General features: G+C 62.9%; 26 protein-coding genes. 10 read left to right on the top strand and 16 right to left on the bottom strand.

Annotated features, from left to right (window positions below; all coding sequences use genetic code 11):
• Positions 1-2: 2 nt before the first annotated feature.
• Entirely contained in the window at positions 3-686 is a 684-nt protein-coding gene (locus tag GGI48_RS24550; RefSeq protein ID WP_016967432.1) for an ABC transporter ATP-binding protein, read from the top strand.
• Positions 686-3190: an ABC transporter permease gene (locus tag GGI48_RS24545; RefSeq protein ID WP_179600408.1), complete on the top strand. Its 2505-nt coding sequence runs from the start codon at positions 686-688 to the stop codon at positions 3188-3190. Before GGI48_RS24550 ends, GGI48_RS24545 begins: the two co-directional genes overlap by 1 nt.
• Positions 3191-3223: 33 nt before the next feature.
• Here GGI48_RS24545 and greB read toward each other — a convergent pair whose 3' ends face one another.
• Positions 3224-3697, bottom strand: a complete 474-nt coding sequence (gene greB / locus GGI48_RS24540) for a transcription elongation factor GreB (protein WP_016967434.1) — start codon at positions 3695-3697, stop codon at positions 3224-3226.
• 301 nt (positions 3698-3998) lie between these two features.
• Here greB and GGI48_RS24535 point away from each other — a divergent pair, with 301 nt between their 5' ends.
• On the top strand, positions 3999-4628 hold the full coding sequence (locus GGI48_RS24535; RefSeq protein WP_016967435.1) for a response regulator transcription factor: 630 nt from the start codon (positions 3999-4001) through the stop codon (positions 4626-4628).
• Between the two features lie 138 nt (positions 4629-4766).
• Here the strand turns inward: GGI48_RS24535 and GGI48_RS24530 are convergent, their stop codons facing one another.
• The 3 genes from GGI48_RS24530 to GGI48_RS24520 all read right to left on the bottom strand — a co-directional run bounded on the left by GGI48_RS24530 (position 4767) and on the right by GGI48_RS24520 (position 7332).
• The gene (locus GGI48_RS24530; protein ID WP_016967436.1) at positions 4767-5075 is read right to left on the bottom strand and encodes a hypothetical protein; all 309 of its coding nucleotides are present in this window, start codon (positions 5073-5075) and stop codon (positions 4767-4769) included.
• Positions 5076-5373: 298 nt separating this feature from the next.
• Positions 5374-5808, bottom strand: coding sequence for a DoxX family protein (locus tag GGI48_RS24525; protein ID WP_016967437.1), 435 nt, complete (start codon positions 5806-5808; stop codon positions 5374-5376).
• A gap of 102 nt (positions 5809-5910) precedes the next feature.
• The gene (locus GGI48_RS24520) at positions 5911-7332 is read right to left on the bottom strand and encodes a transglycosylase SLT domain-containing protein (RefSeq protein WP_016967438.1); all 1422 of its coding nucleotides are present in this window, start codon (positions 7330-7332) and stop codon (positions 5911-5913) included.
• A gap of 235 nt (positions 7333-7567) precedes the next feature.
• Between GGI48_RS24520 and GGI48_RS24515 the strand changes: the two genes are divergently transcribed.
• From GGI48_RS24515 to GGI48_RS24505, 3 genes are all read left to right on the top strand, one after another.
• Positions 7568-8374: a TatD family hydrolase gene (locus tag GGI48_RS24515; protein ID WP_179600406.1), complete on the top strand. Its 807-nt coding sequence runs from the start codon at positions 7568-7570 to the stop codon at positions 8372-8374.
• A gap of 85 nt (positions 8375-8459) precedes the next feature.
• Positions 8460-9941, top strand: a complete 1482-nt coding sequence (locus tag GGI48_RS24510) for a methyl-accepting chemotaxis protein (protein ID WP_016964069.1) — start codon at positions 8460-8462, stop codon at positions 9939-9941.
• Positions 9942-10053: 112 nt separating this feature from the next.
• Complete coding sequence (locus GGI48_RS24505; protein WP_179600404.1) at positions 10054-10416, top strand: terminase; 363 nt, start codon at positions 10054-10056, stop codon at positions 10414-10416.
• 4 nt (positions 10417-10420) lie between these two features.
• On the opposite strand, the gene GGI48_RS24500 is transcribed toward GGI48_RS24505, so the two are convergent.
• The 3 genes from GGI48_RS24500 to GGI48_RS24490 form a co-directional block, all read right to left on the bottom strand.
• Entirely contained in the window at positions 10421-11218 is a 798-nt protein-coding gene (locus GGI48_RS24500) for an acyl-CoA thioesterase (protein WP_103739936.1), read from the bottom strand.
• A gap of 107 nt (positions 11219-11325) precedes the next feature.
• On the bottom strand, positions 11326-12093 hold the full coding sequence (locus tag GGI48_RS24495; RefSeq protein WP_179600402.1) for a CHAD domain-containing protein: 768 nt from the start codon (positions 12091-12093) through the stop codon (positions 11326-11328).
• Between the two features lie 137 nt (positions 12094-12230).
• Positions 12231-12509: a hypothetical protein gene (locus tag GGI48_RS24490; RefSeq protein ID WP_016964073.1), complete on the bottom strand. Its 279-nt coding sequence runs from the start codon at positions 12507-12509 to the stop codon at positions 12231-12233.
• A 221-nt stretch (positions 12510-12730) separates the two neighbouring features.
• Between GGI48_RS24490 and GGI48_RS24485 the strand changes: the two genes are divergently transcribed.
• Positions 12731-13768 (top strand): patatin-like phospholipase family protein, encoded by a 1038-nt coding sequence (locus GGI48_RS24485; protein WP_016964074.1) that lies wholly within the window; start codon positions 12731-12733, stop codon positions 13766-13768.
• A 25-nt stretch (positions 13769-13793) separates the two neighbouring features.
• On the opposite strand, the gene GGI48_RS24480 is transcribed toward GGI48_RS24485, so the two are convergent.
• The 6 genes from GGI48_RS24480 to kdpF form a co-directional block, all read right to left on the bottom strand.
• Positions 13794-14489: a response regulator gene (locus GGI48_RS24480; RefSeq protein WP_016964075.1), complete on the bottom strand. Its 696-nt coding sequence runs from the start codon at positions 14487-14489 to the stop codon at positions 13794-13796.
• A 100-nt stretch (positions 14490-14589) separates the two neighbouring features.
• Positions 14590-17241, bottom strand: coding sequence for a sensor histidine kinase (locus GGI48_RS24475; protein WP_016964076.1), 2652 nt, complete (start codon positions 17239-17241; stop codon positions 14590-14592).
• A 68-nt stretch (positions 17242-17309) separates the two neighbouring features.
• Positions 17310-17855 carry a potassium-transporting ATPase subunit KdpC gene (gene kdpC / locus GGI48_RS24470; RefSeq protein ID WP_016964077.1) on the bottom strand — a complete coding sequence of 182 codons (546 nt, stop codon included), beginning with the start codon at positions 17853-17855 and terminating at the stop codon, positions 17310-17312.
• A gap of 95 nt (positions 17856-17950) precedes the next feature.
• Positions 17951-20035 (bottom strand): potassium-transporting ATPase subunit KdpB, encoded by a 2085-nt coding sequence (gene kdpB, locus GGI48_RS24465; protein WP_047305549.1) that lies wholly within the window; start codon positions 20033-20035, stop codon positions 17951-17953.
• Between the two features lie 10 nt (positions 20036-20045).
• Positions 20046-21740, bottom strand: a complete 1695-nt coding sequence (gene kdpA / locus GGI48_RS24460; RefSeq protein WP_047305550.1) for a potassium-transporting ATPase subunit KdpA — start codon at positions 21738-21740, stop codon at positions 20046-20048.
• Positions 21741-21751: 11 nt separating this feature from the next.
• Entirely contained in the window at positions 21752-21841 is a 90-nt protein-coding gene (gene kdpF / locus GGI48_RS24455) for a K(+)-transporting ATPase subunit F (protein WP_016964080.1), read from the bottom strand.
• 332 nt (positions 21842-22173) lie between these two features.
• On the opposite strand from kdpF, the gene eat reads away from it, so the two are divergent.
• Both eat and GGI48_RS24445 read left to right on the top strand, forming a co-directional pair.
• Positions 22174-23538, top strand: coding sequence for an ethanolamine permease (eat, locus tag GGI48_RS24450; protein ID WP_016964081.1), 1365 nt, complete (start codon positions 22174-22176; stop codon positions 23536-23538).
• 131 nt (positions 23539-23669) lie between these two features.
• Complete coding sequence (locus GGI48_RS24445; RefSeq protein WP_080963123.1) at positions 23670-23837, top strand: DUF2897 family protein; 168 nt, start codon at positions 23670-23672, stop codon at positions 23835-23837.
• Positions 23838-23880: 43 nt separating this feature from the next.
• Here GGI48_RS24445 and GGI48_RS24440 read toward each other — a convergent pair whose 3' ends face one another.
• Both GGI48_RS24440 and GGI48_RS24435 read right to left on the bottom strand, forming a co-directional pair.
• The gene (locus tag GGI48_RS24440; RefSeq protein WP_179600400.1) at positions 23881-24732 is read right to left on the bottom strand and encodes an urea carboxylase-associated family protein; all 852 of its coding nucleotides are present in this window, start codon (positions 24730-24732) and stop codon (positions 23881-23883) included.
• Between the two features lie 15 nt (positions 24733-24747).
• Entirely contained in the window at positions 24748-25401 is a 654-nt protein-coding gene (locus GGI48_RS24435; RefSeq protein ID WP_047305552.1) for a GntR family transcriptional regulator, read from the bottom strand.
• Positions 25402-25589: 188 nt separating this feature from the next.
• Between GGI48_RS24435 and GGI48_RS24430 the strand changes: the two genes are divergently transcribed.
• Positions 25590-26150, top strand: a complete 561-nt coding sequence (locus tag GGI48_RS24430) for a TetR/AcrR family transcriptional regulator (RefSeq protein ID WP_179600398.1) — start codon at positions 25590-25592, stop codon at positions 26148-26150.
• Between the two features lie 246 nt (positions 26151-26396).
• Here the strand turns inward: GGI48_RS24430 and GGI48_RS24425 are convergent, their stop codons facing one another.
• On the bottom strand, positions 26397-26726 hold the full coding sequence (locus GGI48_RS24425) for a ComEA family DNA-binding protein (RefSeq protein WP_016964086.1): 330 nt from the start codon (positions 26724-26726) through the stop codon (positions 26397-26399).
• Between the last annotated feature and the right edge of the window lie 78 nt (positions 26727-26804).

Here is a 26804-nt window from a genome sequence, read left to right as displayed (position 1 = left end):
CCATGGGCGCAAGCATTCTCACTGCGCGGAACCTTAGCAAAGTGGTTCCCAGCGCGGAAGGTGAACTGACCATCCTGCACGAACTCGACCTGGAGCTGAATCAGGGCGACAGCCTGGCCATCGTCGGCGCCTCCGGCTCCGGTAAATCCACCCTGCTCGGCCTGCTTGCCGGACTCGACCTGCCCAGCAGCGGTGAAGTGACCCTCGCCGGTCAGGCCCTGAGCCGCCTGGATGAGGACCAGCGGGCGCGGATCAGGGCCGAACATGTGGGATTCGTCTTCCAATCCTTTCAACTGCTCGACAGCCTCAACGCTCTGGAAAACGTCATGCTGCCCCTGGAACTGGATGGCCGCCGTGACGCTCGAGAACGGGCCACCGAGTTGCTGCAGCGAGTCGGCCTCGGCCAGCGCCTGAGCCACTCGCCGCGCCAGCTGTCCGGCGGCGAGCAGCAACGAGTAGCCATCGCCCGGGCCTTTGCCGCCGAACCCGACGTGCTGTTTGCCGATGAACCCACCGGCAACCTCGACAGTCACACCGGCGAACGCATCAGTGACCTGTTGTTCGAACTCAACAAGGAAAGCGGCACCACCCTGGTGCTGGTGACCCACGATGAACGCCTGGCCCATCGCTGCCGGCGCCTGATCCGTCTTGAAGCGGGCTTGCTGGTCGCCCCTCTGGAGCCTTGATGGCACGCATGCCGCTGTTGCGCCTGTTCAGCCTCGCCTTCCGCCAATTGCTGCGCGACGCCCGCGCCGGCGAGTTGCGCGTATTGTTCTTTGCATTGCTGGTCGCCGTAGCGGCAAGTACCGCCATCGGCTACTTCGGCGCCCGTCTCAATGGCGCCATGTTGCTGCGGGCCACCGAGTTTCTCGGCGCTGACCTGCTGTTAGAAGGCAGCTCGCCGGCCCGCCCGGAACAAATCGACAGCGGGCGCGAACTTGGGCTTCAGCATGCGCGCATTGTCGAGTTCTCCAGCGTCATCGCCACGGACAACGGCATCCAGCTGTCGAGCATCAAGGCCGTGGACTCCGCCTACCCGCTTCGCGGCCAGCTCAAGAGCGCGGCAGCTCCCTACGCCACAGAGGAATCGGGCGGGGGGCCGAAGGCGGGCGAGGCCTGGGTCGAGTCGCGACTGTTGACCGCCCTGAACCTGAAGATCGGAGACAGCATCGATGTCGGCCTGCAGACCTTGCGCCTGGCGCGGGTCCTGACCTATGAGCCCGACCGAGCCGGCAACTTCTACAGCCTGACGCCCCGGGTGCTGATCAGCCTGGACGACCTGCAAGCCACCGGCGTCGTCCAGCCTGGCAGCCGGGTCAGCTACAAGGAGCTCTGGCGCGGCCCTGCCGCAGCCCTCGAACGCTACCGCCAATTGATCAAACCGGGACTGGCGGCCAACCAGCGACTGCAGGATGCCCGAGATGGCAACCAGCAGATTGGTGGCGCCCTGGGCAAGGCCGAACGCTACCTGAACATGGCCAGCCTGGTGGCAGTGCTGCTCTCGGGTGTCGCCGTGGCCTTATCGGCCAATCGCTTTGCCGCCCGCCGCTTCGATGCCAGCGCCCTGCTGCGCTGCCTGGGATTGTCACGCCGGGAAACCATGCTGCTGTTCAGCGTGCAATTGGCAGTGCTGGGACTGCTGGCCAGCCTCAGCGGAGCCTTGCTGGGCTGGCTGGCCCAGCTTGGCCTGTTCTATCTGCTGCATGATCTTTTGCCCAACGACGTGCCGCCTGGAGGACTGCTGCCAGCCATCGCCGGGATTGGCACCGGGCTGGTCGCCCTGGCGGGATTCGCCTTGCCGCCCCTGGCCGCGCTGGGCCGGGTCCCGCCTTTACGGGTCCTGCGGCGCGACCTGCTACCGATTCCCTCCAGCACCTGGATGATCTACGGCGCCGCGCTATTTGCCCTGGGCTTGATCATGTGGCGCTTGAGTCTGGATCTACTGCTGACCTTCGCCCTGCTCGGCGGCGGCTTGATAGCCGCATTGCTCCTGGGCGGATTGCTGCTGTTGCTGCTGCAAAGCCTGCGCCGCCTGCTGGCCCGGTCCTCCCTGCCCTGGCGCCTGGGCCTGGGCCAGTTGCTGCGTCACCCGCTGGCAGCGGCCGGGCAATCCCTGGCCTTCGGCCTGATTCTGCTGTCCATGGCCTTGATCGCCCTGCTGCGGGGCGAACTGCTGGACACCTGGCAGAACCAGTTGCCCAAAAATGCCCCGAACTACTTTGCCCTGAATATCCTGCCGGCCGAAAAGCAGGCCTTCAGTGACCGCCTGGTACAACTCTCGGCGCCCTCGGCGCCACTGTATCCAGTGGTTCCCGGACGCCTGGTGAGCATCAATGGCGAACCTGTGAGGGAGATTGTCAGCAAGGACTCCAGTGGTGACCGGGCCGTTCAGCGTGATCTGAGCCTGACCTGGGCCGCTGATCTGCCTGCCGGCAACAGCATCACCGCAGGCCAATGGTGGTCGACCCCGACCAATGACCCGGTGCCTGGCGTGTCCGTGGAGGCCAAGGTGGCACAAAGCCTGAAGTTGAAGCTGGGTGACCGCCTGATCTTCAGCGTCGCGGGAGTCGATCGGGAGGCCCAGGTCACCAGCCTGCGCAGCATCAACTGGGACAACTTCCAACCGAACTTCTTCATGATCTTCCAGCCAGGCACCTTGAAGGACCTGCCCGCCACCTACCTCACCAGCTTTTACCTGAGTCCGGGGCACGACCAGCAGATCGTCGAACTGTCCAGGGCTTTTCCGGCGGTCACCATCCTTCAAGTGGAGGCCCTGCTGGAGCAACTGCGCAGCATCCTGGCCCAGGTCACTCTGGCGGTGGAATATGTGCTGCTGTTTGTCCTGGCGGCGGGAATGGCCGTGCTGTTTTCCGGCCTGCAAGCCACCTTGGACGAACGTATTCGCCAAGGTGCGCTGCTACGCGCCCTCGGCGCCGAACGCAGGTTGCTGGTCAAGGCCCGGCGAATCGAATTCGGCCTGCTTGGAGCGGTCAGCGGCCTGCTGGCGGCCCTGGGCAGCGAACTGATCAGCCTGGTGCTCTACCGGTTTGCCTTCGACTTGCCCTGGCATCCCCACCCCTGGCTCTTGCTGCTGCCGCTGGTTGGCGCGCTGCTGGTTGGCGGGGCCGGCATTTTCGGCGCCCGCCGGGCGTTGAACGCCAGCCCCTTGAGTGTCTTGCGCGAAGGCTGAAGACTCATGGCTCGCCAGCGCCGGCTGCCGAGCCTACTTCACATACTCGATCTGGTTGATCCACCAGCAGGTTTCACCTGCCGGGGTATGAACAATGGCTTCGTCGCCCACTTCCTTCTTCAGCAGGGCCCTGGCCATCGGCGAGTCGATGGATATGTAGTCCTTGCGCAGATAGATCTCGTCATAACCGACGATACGAAAGCGCTTGATCTCGCCAGCTTCGTTTTCCACCTCGACCCAGGCACCGAAAAATACCCGGCCTTCCTGCTCCGGGGCATAGGACACCACTTTCATGTCTTCCAGGCGCTTGCGGATGTAGCGCACCCGACGATCGATCTCCCGCAGCAGCTTCTTGTTGTACTGATAGTCAGCATTCTCGCTGCGATCGCCCAGGGACGCGGCCCAGGTAACTTTCTGGGTGATATCCGGACGTTTCTCCCGCCACAGGTAATCCAGCTCCTGCTTCAGTGCGTCGTAACCATCCTGCGTGATGAGCTTGGTACTCAATTGGCTTGTCACCTTCCAGCCTTGTAGCGGCTGTTCTGTTATTCGAATTGACCGATGAACCCGGCCGATCTCGGGCGGCTGCCCTCCCCGTGAATCGTTGACGCCGCACTATCAGATTTGTCCGATTTAGATTTCAGAGAGGTCGGCCAATCATAGAGCCAAACCGCCGAGGCTTGCGGCCTCAGACACATTTTAAGCAACAGCGTTTGTACTCGGCACGTCTGACCACTTGCAATCAACCTCCGCAAAGAACCCGCCACCAACGACCAAAACCTCTAAAAAGACAAAGGGAATGCACTAAATGGGCAACATCATTATCGTCGATGACCACCCACTGATCCGACTGGCCATCAGGTCGGTGCTGGAACCCCATCACCACACCATCGTCGCTGAGGCCGACAACGGTGCGGACGCCGTGCAACTGGTGCGTAAACACATGCCGGACCTGTTGATCCTCGACCTGGGGATTCCCAACCTGGACGGGTTCTCGGTCATCGCCCATATCAAGTCCGCAGACCTGCATGTGAAGACCCTGGTTTTGACTTCCAGCGATTCGAAGAACTTCGCGTTGCGCTGCCTGCAGGCCGGAGCCGCGGGCTTTCTGTGCAAGACCGAGAATCTTCACGAACTGGCCAATGCAGTGAAAGCGATTCTGTCCGGGTACAGCTACTTCCCGGAGGACACCATCAATATCCTGCAGCAGAACACCAATGCTGCCAGCCAGGAAAGCGTACTGATCTCCCGCCTGACCGATCGCGAGATCACCGTCCTGAAACTGCTGGCCACCGGCCTGAACAATCAGCAGATCGCCGACGCCCTGCTGATCAGCCACAAGACCGTCAGTACCTACAAAGTGCGTTTGCTCAAGCGCTTCAACATTTCCAACCTGGTGGCCCTGGCTGAACTGGCAAAACGCAATGCGGTTGTTTGAATTGCGAGCCCCGATCACTTCATGAGCAAGGGGCAACCCCACAGCTGGAAATACGCCAGCCATTCTCTGCTCGATGCAATCATCATCTGAATACGGCGCAGTTCAGCAGCAAGCTGCACAGCGCCGTCGGAGCCGCCTCTAGCGGCGAATGATCAGCCCTTGGCGAGCGACGCGGGTCAATTGCTTGATGACTTCAGCGGCATGCTCGGCACTGGGCGCCGGAATGACCGCCAGATCAAAGCTGTCACTGGCAAAACGAGCCAGGGACTCGCCCTCTTCGACAAACTGAATCAGAAAGGCCGCCGGGCCCACGGAACGCCGTGGCCAGCCATCGAGATAACGCAACAGGGTGGGTTGGTGCTTGCCGCCAAGCAGGATTTTCGGGTTGCGCTGGGAAAGGCTCGCCGTGAGCGGCGCAAGACGTACAAGGGGGCGTGGTGCATTCATCGTATTGTGTCTCTGCCTCTGGTTTCTGCCGGGCAGGTGAGAGGCAACACCGAACCAGCGCTTTAGCGGTATTTCGAAGCCTGCCTGCAGCTTCTATCGGCGGTCTTGCGACTCACCTGGCGCCCCGCAAGTAGCTGTTTAAATCGGCGCATGAGCAGCATCCTAGAGAAGCTGGCCGGTCAGTGTCAAGATTTTGCAGCAACGAAAAAGGCCTGCATCGGCAGGCCTTGGAAACTTTCCTAAGGGTTGATCCAGAGCGTCCAAACGCCACCAGCGACGGATGGATAAAGCCCTCGGATCACTTGGCGATCGTCGCATCCAGCGACAGTTTGCCGGCACCTTCAAACAGCACCGCAAGGGTACCGCCCAACAGCGCCAGGGCGAATTCATAGCCGTTGTTGGCCATGAACAAACCGTTGCTGATATGCACCGAGAAGATTGCCACCAGCAAGGTGAACGACAGGCCCAAGGCAGCGGGACGCGCCAACAGGCCGATGATCAACGCCAGACCGGCGAAGAACTCGGTACCACCGGCCAGCAACGCCATCAGATACCCCGGCGCCAGGCCGATGCTCTCCATCCACTGAGCCGTTCCCGCCAGGCCACCACCACCGAACCAGCCAAAGAGCTTCTGCGAGCCGTGGGCCGCAAAGATGATGCCGACGAAAATCCGCAAAACGGTCAAGCCATAACCGGCGCGAGTGCTCAGTACGTTTTTGATCAGTGTGCTCATGCTCTGTAGTCCTGTGTAAGACGGGGAAGTTGGTCGCCATACTAATCAGTTTTTATCATGTTAAAAGCGGAATAATTCCGAGATAACAATCAGTATTTTCGATTATTTGCGAGACGCAACTTTTCGCTCCCGAGGCTCCAGAGAGTCCCGTTCACGGTCAAAGGCCAGATAGTATTTGTTGACGCTATTAACATAGCTGACCGCTCCCATACCCACCTGCTCCATGGCGATCCGCTCGACCTGGAAAAACCACTGATTGGGATTGAGCCCACGACGCCGGGCTTCGCTGCGCATGCCCTGCACCCGTTCCGGCCCCATGTTGTAGGCGGCCAGGACAAACGCCATTCGCTCACGTTCGTTGAGCTTGGGACTGGCAAAGAACTTGCGGCGAATCATCGCCAGGTACTTGGCCCCGGCCTGCACATTGCTATCGAGGGACTGGATATTGTTGACCCCGACCCGTTGCGCCGCCGAAGGCGTGATCTGCATCAGGCCGGTCGGGCCGCTACCGCTCCTGGCGCTGGGTTGCAGCGCCGACTCCTTGAAAGCCAGAGCCGCCAGATTCAGCCAGTCCATGCCTTGTTCCCCGGCATGCTTCTGCAACACCGGACGCAGTTTTTCCAGGCGCTGGCGATCGGCTTGGGCCAGGGGGTAATGCACCTGGTACTGCCGCCGATAGATGCGCAGGAACGCCACATCCTGATCCGCCGGGGTCTTATAGCTCTTGAGAAAACGATCGATGCTGGCCCGCAGCATCGATGCATCGCGCCGCACAAACCAGTGCTCCTCGCCCGGCTCGCTGATCTTCAACTGCCGGTCGAAACGCAGCTTGGGCAGGATCTTGCTCCAGCGCTCGGCAATCGGCTGCTCGACAATGGTCAGGTGAAAGATGCCCCCCTGGACCATTTCCAGCACGTCCTCCACCGCCAGACTCGGGTCCACCCACTCGACCTTGATCGGCGCCAGCTTGTGCAACGCCAGGCGCTGATTGATCTGATTCACCGCCTCGCCGGCGGCACTGCCGGTGGTCAGGGCCAGCGTCTTGCCGGACAGCTGTTCGATCCGCGTGTAACGACGCTTGCCCTTGATGCCTACCAACAGCAGCGGAACATTGCTGACGATGGGATCGCTGGAGCTGACCGCATGGCCCGGCAGAGCTTCCAGCAACTCCCCGGGCGCCACCAGATCGCCCTCGCCACGTTGCAAAGCACCCAGCAGTTGATCCTTGGCCTTGGGAATGATCTTGAGGCTGATCTCCTGACCATCACGGGCATGACCATTGAGGTATTGCTCGAACGCGCGCAGGCGGTGGTATTCGACGCCAATCGCCTGCCCTTGGACCTCACCGGAACTGTTGCGGCTCTGATTGACCAGCACCCGCAGCACGCGACTGCTGCGGATCTCCGCCAGATCCCGGACCTTGCCGGATGCCAGGGCTTCCGGCGGTCCGGCCAGGCGCGCCAGCGCCGGCAAGGGCAGCAGCAACGACAGGCACAGCGCGAGCAAGATCGAGGGTCGGGTCATCCGTTCTCCGCAGGGAATGCTGTTCAACCCTTCGTCGCTTCTTGAAGGCTTGATCGACAAAAACAGAGCGCCTTGAGCGCTGGCAAGGTGCGAAAGAGCAGCGGAACGGCGGCAAAAGGCCTGGCCGCAACCTGCTTCTGGCAACAAAAGACAGCGTTAACTCGTTGTAGTTCTTGGCTTTTCTTATAAATCTACAGCTCTGATATGCTTTCCGGCCGCAGGCGGAGATAGCACCATGCAACTCATCGATATCGGCGTCAACCTGACCAATCCCTGTTTTGCCGAAAAACACCAAGCCGTTCTCAATCGCGCCTATGAGGCCGGGGTCTGCCAATTGATCCTCACCGGCACCAGCGTCGAGGGCAGTGAACAGGCCCTGGAACTGTGCCAGCAACTGGATGCCGACGGGCACAGACTGTTCGCCACCGCGGGCCTGCACCCCCACTGCGCCAGCCACTGGAATGCCGACAGTCCGCGGCGCTTGCGCGCCCTGCTCAGCGAGCCACGGATCCGAGCGGTGGGCGAATGCGGACTGGACTTCAATCGCGACTTCTCCCCTCGCCCGCAGCAGGAAAAGGTCCTGGAAGAACACCTGGCCCTGGCGGTCGAACTGCAACTGCCGGTCTTCCTCCACGAGCGCGACGCCAACCAGCGGCTGCTGGACATTCTGCGAGACTTTCGTGACCGTTTGCCCGCGGCCGTGGTGCATTGCTTTACCGGCGAGCAACGCGCGCTGTTCAGCTACCTCGACCTGGACCTGCATATCGGCATCACCGGCTGGATCTGCGACGAACGCCGGGGCACCCATCTGCACCCGCTGGTGCGCAATATCCCCCGGGGACGCCTGATGCTAGAAAGCGACGCCCCTTACCTGCTGCCGCGCAGCCTGCGGCCGAAGCCGAAAAATGGCCGTAACGAACCCGCCTACCTGACCGAAGTCCTGCGGGAAGTGGCCCTGCACCGGGACGAGACGCCGCAAGACCTGGCCAGCCACAGCACGGCCTGCTCCAGAGCCTTTTTCAACCTGCCAGAAATTGCTTGACCCATATCAAGATTTTTCCGAGATCATGGCGGCACAATACTGGCACCTTGCCAATACTGTTTCGCTCAATCAGAGAAGACCTTCTATGGGTGCCTGGCTTAGCAATATCTCGCTGAAATACAAATTCTGGGCGGTCAATGCGGTCGCCTTCGTCACCACCCTGTTATTGGTGCTGTACGCGGTGCAACTGGAGCAGCAGGCCCGCAGTCAGGCCGCCCAGGCCGCAGCCCGCAGCCAGGCCCATCTGCTCAATGCCTGGCCTGCCGGACAGCCCTTGCCCACTGACGAGCACCTGCTGTCCTTCTCCCAGGGCCAGACTCCCAGCCTCAACGGGCAGGCCTTGCCTGAACTGAACGGCGCCAATGGCTGGGTCGAAATCAATCACCTGCCGCTCTTCGGCGACAACCCGCTGCTGGGCGCCGAGGTCATCAACCGCGCCAACGGCCAGCAGGTTGCCGTGCTGGCCCACGCACCGAGCCTGGCTCAGGTGTTCAGCGATCGCTTCACCAACTACGCCGTCGCCGTCTTCATCCTGATGTTCGCCATGCTTTGCGCCTCGCAGTTGCTGATCCGTTTTCTCCTCAGCCAGCTCAACACCCTCAAGGATGTGATGCTGCATGTGGAGAAAACCGGCGACCTCTCGGCCCGGGTGCCGCTGTCCTGCAAGGACGAGGTCGGCCAGATGGCCAGCGCCTTCAATGCCATGCAGGCCGGTTACCAACGGGTGGTGAACACCGTGGCCAACACCGCTCGCCAGCTGGATCAGGGTGCCGCGCGCCTGGCCTCGAGCATGAACGATGTACGTCACGGCATGCTCGGTCAGCAAAGCGAAACCGATCAGGCCGCCACTGCCATCAATGAAATGTCCGCCACCGTCTTCCACATCGCCCAGCACGCCGGCGCCACCCGGGACCTGTCGCAGACCGCCGACACCCTGGCCGGCACCGGCCATGAGGTGGTCGGCCGGGTGCAGAAATCCATTGCCGGACTCTCCAACGGCGTGCAGCAAACCGCCGAGATGATTCAAAAGCTCGCGGAGGACAGCCAGAAGATCAACGGCGTGGTCAACGTGATCCACAGCATCGCCGAACAGACCAACCTGCTGGCACTCAACGCCGCCATCGAAGCGGCCAGAGCCGGGGAAATGGGCCGCGGCTTTGCCGTGGTGGCCGACGAGGTGCGCAATCTGGCCAAACGGGTGCAGTCTTCCACTGATGAAATCACCGGCATGGTCGCCGCCTTGCAGGCAGGCACCCGGGATGCCGTGGACTTCATGCAGGAAAGCTCGTTCAAGGCCGACGACTGCGTGCAGCAGGCCCAGGAAGCGGGGGCGGCTCTGGCGGAGATCACCGGCGCCGTGGCGCAAATGCGGGAAAGCAACACACAGATCGCCGTGGCTGCGGAACAACAGAGCCAGGTGGCCGAAGAAATGAACCGGGCAGTGGTGAGCATCCGCGACGTCACCGAAAACACCGTGCAACAGACCGTGGCGTCGGCCACCACCAGCAGCGAACTGGCAACCCTGGCCGGCGAGCTGAGCAAGGCCATCGGCCAACTGAAGCTCTGACCCCTGCCCATTGCCTGCTGGCTATCGGAGCGATAGCCAGCCTTGATTCGCCCTCTCCCGACCTCGCCCCTATTCTTGGCTCACGAGTTTTCAAGAACCGAGGATGATCACCATGGGCAAACGTCACCCCAACCTTCCGGCCTGGCAATGGCGCGTCTACCCACAGAGCCATCAGCACCCGACCAATCTGGTGTTGCACCTGATTGCCGTACCGCTGTTCATCGTCGGTTTTCTGCTGATCGTCTCGGGGGTGTTTTCCCTGAGCTTCCTGAGCCTGGCCATCGGCGTGGTCGGCGTACTGGCCGCCCTGGGCCTGCAACGCCATGGGCATAGCCTGGAAGCACAAGCCGTCGAGCCGTTCACGGATCGTCAAGACGCCGTGCAACGCCTGCTGGTGGAGCAATTTCTGACCTTTCCGCGTTTTGTCCTGAGCGGTGCCTGGTGGCGGGCCTGGTTGCAACGCCACCGGCACTGAGGCCTCAGGCGAAGACGGTCACCGTCTGCCGGCTCAGGGCGATCAGTTGCCCCTCGGCACTCCAGAGTGCCGCCGCAGCGTGGCCGTAACCGTCGCGGGCATGTTCGGTTTCCACCCGGTACTTGCACCAGTCCAGGGTGCTCACCGACAGCAGCGGTTGCACGAACTCGATGGTCCAGGTCAGGGTGCTGCCGGCGGCCGGCTTGCTCAGGTGCGGCAACAAGGCCGGCGGCCAGGCATCCACCAGCGCCAGAATGTGCGCCTCGGTCACGGGTTCTTCCTTGACCTCACCGCGCAAACGCACCCAGCCCCCCATCTCCCGGGAACGGTTGCCGGTAAAAGGCAGGCCGCCAATGCTCCAGCGCATCGCCAGATGGCGCATGAACTCCGGCGTCACGCCCTTGATGTAGGGCAGCTCCTGACAGTCATCCCAGTGCTTCATCTCGGGCGCCGGCTCGGCGTCAACCGTCACCGAGGACTCGCGTGAAGCGCCAAAGCTGCCCTGCACCAGGGTCACCACCTGGCCTTCCTGCATCACCCGCCCCAATACCTGGCTGACCGCCTTGCCTTCACGCAGGACATCCACTTCAAAACTGACCGGTACGTCCGGCGCCACGGGCCCGACAAAAGTCACCGCCAACGAACGCACCGGGCGCTCCGCCGGAACCTTGGCGCGCATCGCTTCGTACTGCAGGGCGACCACCAGGCCACCGAAACTGGCGCGACCTTGAGCCCACTCTGCCGGAATGGTCAGCGCCTGGGGCTGGCCGCGAACGGCTTCGAGCAAATCATAGAAACGCATGAAAACCTCGGGGCAATAAAAACACTCGGCGATCTTAACCAGCGTCGTAGAGCCGCACAGCCACTATTCCGGCCAAAGCAGCGGACAGATAAGCCGCACCACGATGATCAGTTACCAAAGCAATCGTCGTACAACTGCTCCAGCACCCGATCAGCTGCGGTTTCAGCCTTGAGCATGGTGCGACGCCAGCCGGCGACACAGGGCAGCAGGTCCGGTTGCTGCTCGGCCTGAGCCAGCCATTGCCAGCAGTCATGCCAATCCCCCAAGGCGCCCTGGGCCGCCTTGAGACGCTTGATCGCCAGCGCCGGCAGGCGATCAAGCTGCGGATAGGCATCGGCCGCGTAGCGCACACGCTTGATCAACAGCCGCAAACGATGGCGATCGTGAGCGGGGTCCTGCAGCGCCTCGCCCAGGGCTTTCCACTGCTTGGCCAGGCGCTTTTCAATCCGCACCCGCAACCCCCGGAGCAAGCCCTGGCGCTGGCAAGCCCGCAGAAATCGCGGAAACGCATCCAGTACCAGGAACAGCTGGGCCAACTGCGGCCCGCCCGCCACTGCCGAATACTCCCTGCGCACCTGGGCGGTGCGCCGCTCGGCGGCAAGGTGATGGCCATGCTGGTGCAGATGAGCCGCCAGCACTTCACGGTCACGCATCGGCGTTGTCAGTTGCCCGACCGCGCTGGCCGCGGCCTCCAACTGCTCGACACCGGGCAAGCCGCGCAGCGGACGCAACAGGCTGCGCAAGCGCCGCACGGTGATGCGCAAGTCGTGCAGCGCCTCGGCATCGGTGGCAGCCGCCATGCGCGCCTGACAAGCCAGCAAGCTCACTTCCAGGCTCAGGATCTGAGCCACCAATCGATCAACCAAGGCAGACATCACGGGTTCCCCAATACGACGTGCAAGCCTGAATTCGGCTTATCCAGCTCAAGAATGAAACGTGGGCCCGTGACCGGCATTGCGCCCGGTCATGGCCCACGATGAGGTTGCAGCTTCAGCGTAGCGCCTGGTGCAGATCAGCGCCCGGCACGCGACTCACGAATGTAGAAGCGCGCCTTCTCGGCTTTCTTGGTGCAGCCTTCAAAGGCTTCGAATTGCTGCTGGGTCTTGGCGCCGGTCAGCAGGGACAGGGCCTTGGAATAGCTCACGGTGCCCGCAAACCCTTCGGCCTTGGCCAGGTCCAGCTCATGCCAGGCGGCGTCCAGCTGAGTGCCGCAACTGTCGCGGTAGGCGGTCTTGCCCGCGCAGCCGGTCAGAACCAATGCAATCAGGGGCAAACAGATCCAGGCTTTCATCAATGACACCTCAGGAATAAGAAACAGTCGTACAGGTTAAGACGATGGCAGCTGCAAAAAGTGCCTGACTCGACCTTTGGAAAATATAGCCGCAGGAGCATAGCGTCAGCGCCTTTCAGTCCCTAGGAAAAAACACTGAGGCAAGCCGCCGGCGCATCAGTAATTGAACCCTGGGGCGCTATGGGTGCATTGTTGCAGCCTGTTTGGCGAAGGGACGAATCATGAACAAACGTGTGGCATTGGTCCTCGGCTCAGGAGGCGCGCGCGGGTATGCCCATATCGGGGTCATCGAGGAGATCGAAAGACGCGGGTATGACATTGCCTGCATCGCCGGCTGCTCGATGGGCGCCGTGGTGGGCGGCATCTACGCGGCGGGCAAACTCGCCGAGTACCGGGAATGGATCGAAAGCCTGGACTACCTCGATGTGCTGCGCCTGGTGGACGTGAGCTTCCGCCTGGGGGCGATTCGCGGCGAAAAGGTCTTCGGCCAGATCCGCAAGATCGTCGGTGACATCAACATCGAAGAACTGCGCATTCCCTACACCGCCGTGGCCACCGACCTCACCAACCAGCAGGAGATCTGGTTCCAGGAGGGCTGCCTGCATCAGGCCATGCGCGCCTCAGCCGCCATTCCCAGCCTGTTCACCCCCGTGATGCAGGGCAACCGCATGCTGGTGGACGGCGGCCTGCTCAACCCGCTGCCGATCGTACCGGTGGTGTCCAGTCACTGCGACCTGATCATCGCGGTCAACCTCAACTCCACCAACCAGCGCCACTACCAGTTGCCGGTGATCCAGCGCCCGCCGGCGTTCAAGAGCCGCTTCGACAGCCTGATCAACTCCCTGGGCTCGCACCTGCCATTTCGCCGCAAGCAGGCCGAGCAACTGTTGCTGCTCGAACAGGAAGCCTTCAAGAGCGAAGCGGCCGACATCAATCCCTGGGTCGAAGGCGCCGAGCCGGAGGCCCAGCAACCGGCCGCCGCCCCGGAAACCGAAGGCGCCCCCAAGTCCGCCAGTGGTTCGTTCATCATCGACAACGTCGGCCCGGCGTCGCTGCTGGACCTGGTGAACCAGAGCTTCGAGGTGATGCAGACCTCCCTGGCGCAATACAAGATTGCCGGCTACCCGCCGGACATCCTGATCAACGTGCCCAAGCGCGTGTGCCGCTTCTTCGAGTTCTACAAGGCGCCGGAACTGATCGCCCTGGGTCGACAAATCGCCAGCGACACCCTGGACCGCTACGAACAGGAACAGCACTGAACCTGCAAGACCTGAGCCCGACGGCTCAGGAATCACCGCCCAAGAGCCGGTAGCCCACTCCGGCCTCGGTCACGATGAAGCGTGGCCGGGTCGGGTCGTCCGCCAGTTTCTGCCGCAGATGGCCGACCACGATCCGCAGGTAGTGGCTGTCGTCGGTGTGGGTCGGCCCCCAGATGTCCTTGAGCAACTGCTGCTGGGTGATCACCCGCCCGGGATGCCGTGCCAGCTGCGCCAGCACGGCGTATTCCTTGCGGGTCAAGGCCACTTCAAGACCGTCCAGAAGCACCCGGCGATAGGCCAGGTCCACCGTCAGCGGCCCCACCTGCAAGGCCGCTTCCTGCACCTCGCCGGCGGGCGCCTGACGCAACAGGGCACGGATGCGCGCCAGGAACTCCTGGATGCCGAAGGGTTTGGTCACGTAGTCATTGGCGCCACCGTCCAGGGCTTCAACCTTCTGCACTTCGCTGGCGCGTACCGAAAGCACCAGCACCGGCACCGTCGACCACTCGCGAAACTCGCGCAGGACCTGCTGGCCATCGATGTCCGGCAGCCCCAGATCGAGCACCAGCAGGTCCGGTTTGTTCAGCGCCGCCTGGGCCAGGCCTTCGGCACCGGTTCCGGCTTCAATCACTTTGTATCCTTGTGACGCCAGGCTGATGCGCAAGAACTTGCGGATCTGCGGCTCGTCGTCGATGACCAGGATGGTCGCGGTCTGGCTCATGGGTTCGATTCAAGACAAATAAGAGGCAAAAGAGTAGCGCACGCCCTGCCACATCCAAATGGCATTCGTGCACGGTGGCAGCATTGCGGACCACAGCGTGTCACACATCGTTCTCCAGCTCGGGCTGGGTCTGCAACGGCAGGTGCAAGGTGATGCAAGTACCCTGGCCGTCGATGCCTTCGGCGACGCTGATATGCCCGCCATGGGCACCGACCATGCCCTGGCAGATCGCCAGCCCCAGGCCCGTGCCCTGTCCGCCACGGTCGCCGCGGGCGGCGGTGTAGAACATGTCGAAGATCTTCGCCCGCTCCTCCTCGGGAATCCCCGGCCCTTCGTCGCTGACGGCAAAGCTCAACTCACCCTCACTGGCACTGACCCGCAGTTGCAAACGCCCCTGGGGCGGCGAAAAGCGCGCGGCGTTTTCCAGGACGTTGACCAGCGCCTGCTCGATCAGGGCCGCATGGACATAGAGCAGCGGCAGGTCCGGCGGCAACTCGGTGCTCACCCGCAACGGCGCCAGCACCACCCGCAGGCGGTTCAGGGCACTGCCGACAATGTCCCCCGGCGCCACCCAGTCCCGGGCCAGCTTCAACGCACCATGTCCAAGCCGGGTCATGTCCAGCAGGTTCTGGATGTAGCGATCCAGGCGCTCGGCTTCATCGCGCGTGCCTTCGAGCAACTCGCGCCGATCTTCCAGGGGAATCGCCTCCCCCAGGGCCAGCAGGCTGTCGATACTGCCGCGCATCGACGTCAGCGGCGTGCGCAGGTCGTGGGACACCGAGGCCAGCAAGGCACTGCGCAACTGTTCGGTTTCACCGTGCAGGCGCGCCGCCTCCAGATCCTCGGCCAGGCGCGCCCGGGCCAGGGCCTGGGCCAGCGGCTGGCTGAGGGCCGTGAGCAGGCGCCGGCGCTGGCCACTGAATTCCTCGCCTTCCCTGGGGCAGACTCCCAGCAGCCCCAGGGGGCCGTCGTCCACCGAAAGCGGCCACCACCACCAACGCCCGAATGGCAGGGTCCCGGTGCCCAGGCCCGCCGGTTGATCATGCTGCCAGGCCCAGTCCGCCGCGGCCCGCTCCGCCTCGGAAAACTGCAGCGAACCGCCGGTCTCGACTTTCCAGCCGCCCTGCCCGTCGCGATTGAGCAGGCAGATGCGCAGTTCATCGCGACCGTGCAGGTGCTGGGCAGCGGCGCTGATCACCGCCTGCCGATCGGTAGCGGCCGTGAGCTTGCGCGACAGGTCGAGCAATTCGCCGGTTTCTTCCTGGGTTTCGCGCAGCGCCTGCAGCTGCCGCCGCTGGCGCGCCGCCAGATTGCCGGTGAGCGCGGCCATCAGCAGGAAGAACAACAGGGTCAGCACATCCTCTTCACGCTGGATGGCAAACGAGAAACTGGGCGGGATAAACAGAAAGTCATAGGCCAAAAACGACAGCGCGGCGCAGGCCAGGGCCGGCCCCAGGCTGCTGCGCACCGCCACCAGCAAGACCGCGGCGAGAAACACCAGCGAGATGTTCGGCAGCGGCAGGATACTGGCCACGCCCCAGGCCAGGGCGCTGGCCAGCACGGTGGCCAACAGCGCCAGGCCATAGTCGAACCACTGCAGGGAATGCTGGCTTCGCAACCCCGGCTGATGCGGCAGGGGATCGGTGTCCAGCACATTGATCTCCAGGCCCTCGGCGTTGCGCAACAGGCGCGCCGCCAGGCCACCGCCAAACCAGCGCCGACGCCAGCGACGGCTGGACTGCCCCACCAGCAGCAGGCTGGCACGCCGTTCGGCGGCGTGCTGGATCAGAGTCTTGGCCACTTCGCCGGCCCGCAGCAGGACCACCTCCCCGCCCAGGCGCTCAGCCAGTTGCTGCGCCGCCTGCAACCGCAGGCGCGATTGCTCGTCCTGCAGCCGGCCATTGTCCACATGCACCAGGCTCCAGGGCAGGTGCCGGCGCTGGGCCACGCGACTGGCATGGCGCACCAGGCGCTCGGCCTGGGCGTCGCCATCAATGCCCACCAGCAAACGCCCGCGCACCGCCGGCGCCGCCTGGCCGAGCTGGCGATAGCCCAGGGCCAGGTCGTTATCCACCTGGGCCGCGGCTGTCTGCATCGCCAATTCGCGCAGGGCGGTGAGATTGGTCTGGGTAAAAAACGCATCGATGGCCGCCCGCGCCTGCTCCGGCACATAGACCTTGCCGTCGCGCAGGCGCTCCAGCAGTTCCCGCGGCGGCAGGTCCACCAGCAGCAGTTCGTAGGCTTCCTGCAGCACCCAGTCGGGCAGGGTCTCGCGCACCTGGACCCCGGTGATGCCGCGGACCTGATCATTCAGGCTTTCCAGGTGCTGGACATTGACCGTGGTGAACACATCGATGCCGGCCGCCAGCAGCTCCTGAATGTCCTGCCAGCGCTTGGCGTGGCGACTGCCCGGGGCATTGCTGTGGGCCAGTTCATCCACCAGCACCAGCTTGGGCTTGGCCTTGAGCAGGCCGTCCAGGTCCATTTCCTCGAGCATCACCCCGCGGTATTCCGAACGCACCAGAGGCTGCTGCGGCAAGCCGGCCAACAGCGCCTCGGTTTCGGCGCGACCGTGGGTTTCCACCACCCCGGCGAGCACCTTGACCCCTTGGCGCAGTTGCGCGTGGGCGGCCTGGAGCATGGCGTAGGTCTTGCCGACGCCGGGAGCGGCGCCGAGAAAGACCTTGAGCCGGCCACGGCCGTCCCGGGGCAGTTCAGCGAGCAGCGCATCGGCGCGACCGGAATCACTCATGGGGTATCTCTCTGCAACGAAACATTCAATTCACCAGGCACTCTAGCCGCTGCCACGGGCGCCGGCGCTTACAACTGGTCCAGGGCTTGATTCAGGGTCAGCACGTTGACCACCGGCGGCCCCACCAGGGGCCGCTGGGTATGTGCCGCCACCAGGGCCCGCAGCTTGTCCGCCGGCAGATTGCGCGCCGCCGCGACCCGCGCCAGTTGATAGTCAATTGCCTCGGGTGGCAAGTGCGGATCAAGGCCGCTGCCCGAGGTGGTGAGCAGGGCCAGAGGCACTGGGCCCTGACCCGGAACCTGGAGCTTGTGGGCATCGTCGATCACCCGGGTGGCCAGGGCCGGGTTGCTCGGCGCCAGGTTGCTGGCAGAGCTGGATACCGTGGCAAAGGCCCCCGCCGAAGGGCGCGGATGGAACCAGGCATCGCCGACAAAATCCTGGGCGATCAGGGCCGAGCCCCGCACCTTGCCCTCGGCATCACGCACCAGGCTGCCGTTGGCCTGGTCCGGGAAGGCCACCTGGGCCACTCCAGTGACCACCAGCGGATAAGCCACACCGGTGATCAGAGTCATCAACACCATCAGGCTCAAGGCCGGACGCAATACGCTAGTCATTTCTCATTCCTCGATTCATTCGGTCGCATGTAGGAGCCGGCTGGCCGGCGATCAGGCCGCAAACCTTGCTGCGTCCTGCGCCGGCCAGCGACGGGCTACACCAGGTGCAGCGCGGTCAGCAGCATGTCGATCAGCTTGATCCCGACAAAGGGCACCACTATCCCGCCCACGCCGTAGATCAGCAGGTTGCGTCGCAGCAGGTGGGCGGCGCTGGCCGCCTGGACCCGCACGCCACGCAGCGCCAGGGGGATCAACACCACGATGATCAGGGCGTTGAACACGATCGCCGAGAGGATCGCGCTCTGCGGGCTGGTCAGTTGCATGATGTTGAGCACGCCCAGCTGTGGATAAATCGCCGCGAACAGCGCCGGCAGAATGGCGAAGTACTTGGCCACGTCATTGGCGATGGAGAAGGTGGTCAGGGCGCCACGGGTCACCAGCAACTCCTTGCCGATCTGCACCACGTCCAGCAGCTTGGTCGGATCGCTGTCCAGGTCGACCATGTTGGCCGCCTCGCGGGCCGCCTGGGTGCCGTCGTTCATCGCCATGCCGACATCGGCCTGGGCCAGTGCCGGGGCATCGTTGGCGCCGTCGCCGCACATCGCCACCAGACGCCCGTCGTTCTGCTCATGACGGATGCGTGCCAGTTTCTTTTCCGGCGTGGCCTCGGCCAGCACATCATCGACTCCGGCCTCCGCCGCGATGGCGGCGGCGGTCAGCGGGTTGTCGCCGGTGACCATGACGGTGCGGATTCCCAGCTTGCGCAACTCGGCGAAACGCTCGCGGATACCGGGCTTGACCACATCCTTGAGGTGAATGGCGCCGAGCATCCGCCCTTCGCCACAGACCAGCAGCGGCGTGCCACCGCTCTGGGCGATCTTGTCGATCTCCCGGGACAGCGCCGGGGCCAGGTCGCGGCGCTCCAGGCCGACGAAGCTCAGTACCGAATCCACCGCGCCCTTGCGATAGATCCGCCCCTGGTAGTCGACCCCGGAGAGGCGGGTTTCCGCACTGAAAGGTACGGCGGTCAACACATCGCTGGCCGGCTCGGGCTGTGGATAAAGTTCGCGCAGGTACTCGACGATGGATTTGCCTTCGGCGGTGTCGTCCGCCAGGGACGCCAGCAAGGCCGCCTCCGCCAGTTCCCGGGCGTTGACCCCGGGCGCCGGATGGATGGCGCTGCAACGACGGTTGCCGAAAGTGATGGTGCCGGTCTTGTCCAGCAACAGCACGTGCACGTCCCCTGCCGCTTCCACCGCGCGACCGGATTTGGCGATCACGTTCAGGCGCACCAGCCGGTCCATCCCGGCGATCCCGATCGCCGACAGCAGGCCGCCAATGGTGGTGGGAATCAGGGTCACCAACAACGCCACCAGGAACACCAGCGGCAGGCTGCCATTGGCGAAGTGGGCAAAGGGCTGCAGGGTCACCACCACCAGCAGGAAGATCAGGGTCAGGCCGATCAGCAGGATGTCCAGGGCCACTTCATTCGGCGTCTTCTGCCGCTTGGCGCCTTCCACCAGGGCGATCATGCGATCCAGGGTCGACTCGCCGGGGTTGCTGGTGATGCGCACCAGCAGCCAGTCGGAGACCAACCGGGTATTGCCGGTCACCGCCGAACGATCACCGCCGGATTCGCGGATCACCGGCGCCGACTCACCGGTAATCGCCGCCTCGTTGACCGCGGCGATGCCCTCGATCACTTCACCGTCCCCCGGGATCATTTCCCCGGCTTCGACGCGAACCACATCGCCTTTGCGCAGCTGGGTCGCCGGCACCAGTTGATAGCCGCCGTCGGCGCTGCGGCGACGGGCGCTCAAACCCTCGCTGCCGGCCTTGAGGCTGTCGGCGCGAGCCTTGCCCCGGCCTTCGGCCAGCGCTTCGGCGAAGTTGGCAAACAGCACCGTGAACCACAGCCAGAGGGCGATCTGGGCGGCGACGAAGGTCGGCACCGCCGTGTCCGGCACGAAACACAGCACCGTGGTCAGGACCGCCGTCAGCTCCACCACCAGCATCACCGGCGAGCGCTGCAACTGGCGCGGATCGAGCTTGACGAAGGCCTGGATCAGCGCCGGACGCCACAGCGCCGAGATTGCGGTACTCGACGCTTCGGCCTTGGCCGGCTTGCTCTTGGCGAGCGTATCGGCAGCCTTGTTCGAGGCAGGAACATGCATATTCATCATCAGGTCCTCAGAAGCCCAGGCTCAGGTGTTCGGCGATAGGGCCCAGCGCCAGGGTCGGCAGGAAGGTCAGGCCCCCCACCAGCAAAATGGTCACGGTCAGCAAGGCCACGAACAACGGGCCATGGGTGGGGAAACTGTTCAGGCCGATGGGCGCGGTTTTCTTCAGGCCCAGGCTGCCGGCCAGGGCCAGCACCGGCAGGATGTAGCCGAAACGCCCGATCAGCATGCCCAGGCCCAGCATCAGGTTGTGGAACGGGGTATTGGCGCTGAAGCCGCCAAAGGCCGAACCGTTGTTGGCGCTGGCCGAGGTGTAGGCGTACAGCAACTGGCTGAAGCCGTGGGGCCCCGGGTTGCTGATGGCAGCGGCCGGGCCCGGCAGGCTGGCAGCCAGGGCGCCCAGGACCAGCACGCCAATCGGCATCACCATCAGGGTCACCACCAGCAGTTGCACTTCCTTGGCCTGGAGCTTCTTGCCCAGGTATTCCGGGGTGCGACCGATCATCAATCCGGCCAGGAACACCGCGATCAGCACGTTCAGCAGCATGCCGTAGAGACCGGCACCGACGCCGCCGAAGATCACTTCGCCGACCATCATGTTGATCAGCGCCACCATGCCACTGAGCGGGTTGAGGCTGTCATGCATGCCGTTCACCGAGCCATTGGAGGCGGCGGTGGTGGTCACCGACCACAGCACCGTGGCGGTGGTGCCGAAGCGTGCTTCCTTGCCTTCCAGAGGGGCCGTCTGTTCGACCGCTGCGTTCTGCAGCGCCGGGTTGGGCTGGTACTCGGCCCACAGCGAGGTGGCGCCGCCGATCAGGAACAGGGCGAACATGCAGGCGATGATGGCGCGGCTCTGGCGCAGGTCCTTGACGTAATGGCCGAAGGTAAACACCAGGGCCACCGGAATCAGGATGATCGACACCAGCTCCAGCAGGTTGCTCCAGGCGCTGGGGTTCTCGAACGGATGCGCCGAATTGACGCCGAAGAAACCGCCGCCGTTGGTGCCCAGTTGCTTGATGGCGATCTGGCTGGCTGCCGGGCCCAGGGGGATCACCTGATCGTTGCCTTGCAGGGTCAGGGCGTCCACGTAATGGGCAAAGGTCTGAGGCACGCCCTGCCAGACCAGGAACAGGGCCAGCAGCAGGCACAGGGGCAGCAGGCCATAGAGGGTCGCACGGGTCATGTCGACCCAGAAATTGCCCAGGGTGCGAACCGAACGCCGGCCGATGCCGCGGCACAGGGCAACCAGCACCGCCAGCCCGGTGGCTGCGCTGACGAAGTTCTGCACGGTCAGGCCCACCATCTGACTGAGGTAGCTCAGGGAGGCCTCACCGCTGTAGGACTGCCAGTTGGTGTTGGTCATGAAACTGACCGCCGTATTGAACGCCAGGGTCCACTCCTGCCCCGGAAGATTCTGCGGGTTGAGCGGCAAGTGATCCTGGAACAGCAGGATGGCGAACAGCAGGACAAAGCCGGCAAAGTTGAACGCCAGCAGGGCCAGGGCGTATTTCTGCCAGCTCTGCTCGACCTGCGGATCGACCCCGGAAACCCGGTAACAGACACGCTCCACCGGCCCCAGAAGCGGCGTCAGCCAGGTACGCTGGCCTTCCATCACCCGGTAGTAGAAACGTCCCAGCCAGGGCGCCGGCAACAGCACCAGGGCGAAAAAGGCCAGGATCAGCCAATAGTCATAACTGTGCATAACCGCAGCTCCTAGTTCCGGTCCGCGCGCAACAGCGCAACCAGTAGATAAACGAACAGGCCCACTGCCAGCAGCAGCGATACCGCGTCCAGAATGTTCATGGAATGTCTCCGAGGTACGGCGATTGCCGCGAATGCCGTCATTGTCCGCAGGGTCCCTGTAAAGGAACGAGAGCGACGGGGTGGGCAGCCCATAAAGAAAGCGTAAAGACTGGGTGGGCACGCACGCTGGCAGGACAGGCCTGAGAGGCGAACAGCGGCCGCGCCCCAAAAAGAAGCGCAAGGACAGCGCGGAGGGAAGGAAATCAGCGGCGAAAAACCGGGAAATATCCTCGATACGACGGCTTTCCCGGGTTTACGACGCGGGTTGCTGGACTGGCATGACGGCTGCAGCGGCCTGTGCCGAGCACTTTCAACCGTTCAGGGAGCCACCGATGAACACACAACTCAAACCCACCTTGGGCACGCTGCATCTATGGGGAATCGCGGTTGGACTGGTGATTTCCGGGGAGTATTTCGGCTGGAGCTATGGCTGGGGCGTAGCCGGGACACTGGGCTTTTTGCTGACCTCATTGTTGGTCGCGACCATGTATACCTGCTTTATATTCAGTTTCACCGAGCTGACCACCGCCATTCCCCATGCGGGAGGCCCGTTTGCCTACAGCCGTCGCGCCTTCGGCGAGAAAGGCGGCTTGATTGCCGGGCTGGCCACCCTGATCGAATTCGTCTTCGCCCCACCGGCCATTGCCCTGGCGATTGGTGCCTATCTGAATGTGCAGTTTCCGGCGCTGGACCCCAAGCATGCCGCGGTGGGTGCCTACATCGTCTTCATGGGCCTGAACATTCTCGGGGTGAAACTGGCGGCCACCTTCGAACTGGTGGTCTGTGTGCTGGCGGTGGCGGAACTCCTGGTCTTCATGGGCGTGGTGGCCCCGGCCTTCAGCTTCAGCAACTTCGCCCTCAATGGCTGGGCCGGCGCCGACACCTTTGGAGCTCCGGCGATCGCTGGGATGTTCGCCGCGATTCCCTTCGCCATCTGGTTCTTCCTGGCCATCGAGGGCGCCGCCATGGCCGCCGAGGAAGCCAAGGATCCCAAGCGCACCATTCCCAAGGCCTACATCAGCGGCATTCTGACCCTGGTGCTGCTGGCCATGGGCGTCATGTTCTTCGCCGGCGGCGTGGGCGACTGGCGCACCCTGTCGAACATCAACGACCCTTTGCCCCAGGCAATGAAGGCGGTGGTCGGCGACAGTTCCGGCTGGCTGCACATGCTGGTGTGGATCGGTCTGTTCGGCCTGGTTGCCAGTTTTCACGGGATCATCCTCGGCTATTCGCGGCAGTTCTTCGCCCTGGCCCGGGCCGGTTACCTGCCAGCCTCCCTGGCCAGGCTGTCGCGTTTTCAAACGCCGCACCGAGCGATCATCGCCGGTGGCCTGATCGGTATCGCCGCGATCTACAGCGACGGCCTGATCAACCTGGGCGGCATGACCCTCACGGCGGCGATGATCACCATGGCCGTGTTCGGCGCCATCGTGATGTACATCATGAGCATGCTCAGCCTGTTCAAACTGCGCCGGGCCGAACCGAACCTGCCACGCAGCTTCCGTGCGCCAGGCTATCCGCTGGTGCCCGGCATCGCCCTGGTCCTGGCCCTGGTGTGCCTGGTCGCCATGGCCTGGTTCAACGCCCTGATCGGCCTGATCTTCCTTGCGTTCATGGTGCTGGGCTTCATCTACTTCCAACTCACCGCGCAACTGCGGGCCGATGCCCCCGCGGACGCCATGCTCACCGGGCGCTAAGCATCGGCCGCCACTGACCGGAACAATCGGGCATACAATGGAACCCGTGCGAAGTGCTTTGACTCAAAGCACTACAGGCTGTGCCGGGGACGAACCTTCGTCCTCGGGAACTGCCGTTCAAGGAGAGCCCTATGCCCTGGTATGCCTGGTTGATTCTGGTGGTTGCTATCGGTTCGATCGTCGGCGGCTTGATGATGCTGCGCGACACCGCCAACAAGGTGGAGTTGACCGAAGAGCAGCGTAAACGCGTGGCGGAACGCAACGCGGAAATGGATGCCAAGGAAGCGCGAGATCGTTAAGCCCGAGCCCCTTCACCCAAGAATGAAGGGGCTTTCTGGCGCCCTACTGTTCCCATTCGGCCTTGGCGATATGCAAGCCGTGCAATCCTTTGTAGGCCGCGCGCTGCGGCTGACTCCAGCCTTTGAGCAAGCTCTCGTCGAGACGATATATCTCGACGCCCAGCGGCCGGCATACGCTCAAGGGATCCTGGGCATCCGGGCCCCACATCGGTAGCGACAGGTCACCGCCCGGGCAGGTCGATAACGCACACAGCAAGTCGATCTCGGCGAAGAACTCCAGATAATCGCCCTTCTGTGCCGGACAGGCCTTCATGAAGTACATGTCGTCATGATTCAGGCCGGTGCACTGGAAGATGTTCAAGACATCGTGCACATCAAACTCGGTCAGCCCGTGGGGCAGAACCGCCCGGGTCAGGTTGGAATGGCAGTGGTGGTGAAAGTCCTCGCCGGTGAGCATGCGGTTCACATAGGGATCACAACGAGTGCCCAACAAGTCGTGAAGGCGACCGCCGTGTTCATCGATGCCGTAATTCGCCAGGCTGTCATCGGTAATGGTGACCAGGGGCCGAAGAAAAGGCAGGTTCGACCAGAGTCGATCGTGGGTACTGACGTGAGCCCCTTGCAATTGCCGGGTCCGCGCCGCCCATAACCTTTCCCGCGGGTCGTTGGCATTCCAGACGTTGAAATCACCCACCTGCGGACCTGCCGGCGTGGTGACGCGAAACACATGCCCGGCGGGAACCTTCCAGGCACGCCCGGTGCGAATCGGCACCTCAAACTGCTCGACCAGCGTGCGCTGCTCACGACTGTCGCGAATGCGTTCATAGAATGCCGTGTCCACCTGCAGCGCCGAACCTTTACTGACCTGGTAAGCCGCTGGATAGTCTTTGTACATGGGTATCGCCCTCGCTCAGTGACGTAAGGATTGGCTGAACATGCTCAACAACAAACGCTCGGAGTCGTCCAGATACGTCTCCATGGCCTCGCCGGCGGAGGTTCTGTCCCCCTCGGCCAAGCACTGGTAAATGCTCCGGTCACGCATCAGCCAGGGCGCCTGAAACTGCGCTTCGTCCGGCGCGTTGCAAAACACCAGGCGCAACTGTGCGACCACATTGGTGAAGAACTCATCGAACAGCGGTGAATCCAGCAGCCCCACCACATGCTGATGGAAGCGCAAACCATGGGTACCGACGGCGCGCCAGTCTTCACGTTCCCGGGCCAGTTCAGCCGCTTCGATGGCATCGAGCATGAGATCGGACTGCTGCTCACGCAGGGGGCGGGCGTTGGCGATCGCCTGCAACTCGAGCGTGCGTCGGACCCGGAACAGGTCCCGAACATCGTCATGACCAAGACGGCGGACCACCACGCCTTTATGCCGGACATAAAGGGCCAGCCCCTCCTGACCCAAACGGTGCAGTGCTTCACGGATCGTGTTGCGAGAGGCGTTGTAACTGTTGACCAGCTCGCTTTCCACCAGCGGCATGCCAGGCAGCAAGCGACCACCGATGATGTCCGCACGCAGTTCCACGGTGATCTGGTCCGCCAGGGATAAACCGTTGCTCATAGAGGCGCCTCTGGATTGTTCAACAACTCTTGATCAATCAGATAACAAATATCGTGCCAAACCTTCCTGAAATTCCGAGCACCAAAACCTGTCAGAACCCTGTACCTACCAAGAAAGCCTAGAAGAAGGAGCGGCGTGATCTGACCATCCTTGGTTAAAATGGCGCTCTAGATGTGGAGGTTTCTCAAATGCGTTATTCAGCAGACCATAAAGCCCAGACTCACCAACGCATTATCAAAGAAGCTTCGGAACGCTTTCGCCGTGATGGAATAGGCGCAACGGGGCTACAGCCCCTGATGAAGGCCCTGGGCTTGACCCATGGCGGTTTCTACTCCCACTTCACATCCAAGGATGAGCTGGTAGAAGAAGCACTCAGCTCAGCGGCCCAAGACCTGGATACCCATTGCGCCACCTTGTTCGCACAAGCGCAGCCGCTAGAGGCGTTTATCGACAATTACCTGTCCGAATGGCACCGGACGTCCCCCCACCTGGGCTGCCCGCTACCGACCATGAGCGCGGAGCTCGGCCAACGTGGCCAACCCAGCCCCATCACCGATACCGTGCTTAATGCCAGGCTCGCGCAACTGGAAGGCACCCTGGAAGGCGATAACAAAGCGCAGCGCAGCCTGATGATCATGTCGACCCTGGTGGGTGCGCTGATGCTCTCGCGCAGCGTGGAAAACGCTGAATTGGGCGAGCGGATACTGGATGTTGTGGCTAATGGACTGAAGGAGCAGGAGCGCAAGTAACACCGCGCGCTCCGGGTTGGCCATTGCCCATAGCAAGCCGCGACACGGTTTTTCAAGAAATCGGAGGACGATCCAACGTTGTAGCCGAACTCCAGACAACGCACGACGGTTATGAACGCTTGCCGCCTGAAATCCCTGAGGCGCTGAAACATCCGTGATTTCGCCGCTGACCCACTTCCAGAGCAGAAGCTCCCTGACATGCCAGAGACCGGTCGAAGTCCGGCCTCTGGTGATTACAAAATCAGATCAATTAACCTCGAGCTTGTCCCGATTGCGCTCCAGGATAGTCTTGCCAATCCCCTTGACCTCCAACAACTCATCCACTGAAGCAAAGGGACCGTTCTCTTCGCGATAAGCAACAATCGCCTTGGCCTTGGCCTCGCCAATACCGAAGAGCTCGCGCTGCAGTGCGGCCTGGTCAGCGGTATTGATATTGATCTTGCCACTCTGCGCGGTTGCCAGCTCCACGGTTTCCGCAGAGCTGACCGGCGCTTTGACCAGAGGAGCCGCTTGAGTGGTAAGCGAAAGACTGGCCAGGAAGGCAAAGATCAGAGAGAGGAAATACGAGTTTTGCATAATGACGCTCCATGACATCGAGTGAGGAAAGCAGCTTTTCCGAAGCTGCCTTCCAAACCTAGGTGATGCGTGGAGCAA

The organism is Pseudomonas protegens (assembly GCF_013407925.2).
GTDB classification, from domain to species: Bacteria; Pseudomonadota; Gammaproteobacteria; order Pseudomonadales; family Pseudomonadaceae; genus Aquipseudomonas; species Aquipseudomonas fluorescens_AP.
The sequence above is the reverse complement of the archived record's forward strand: the minus strand, read 5'-3'. Positions and strand labels throughout refer to the sequence as shown.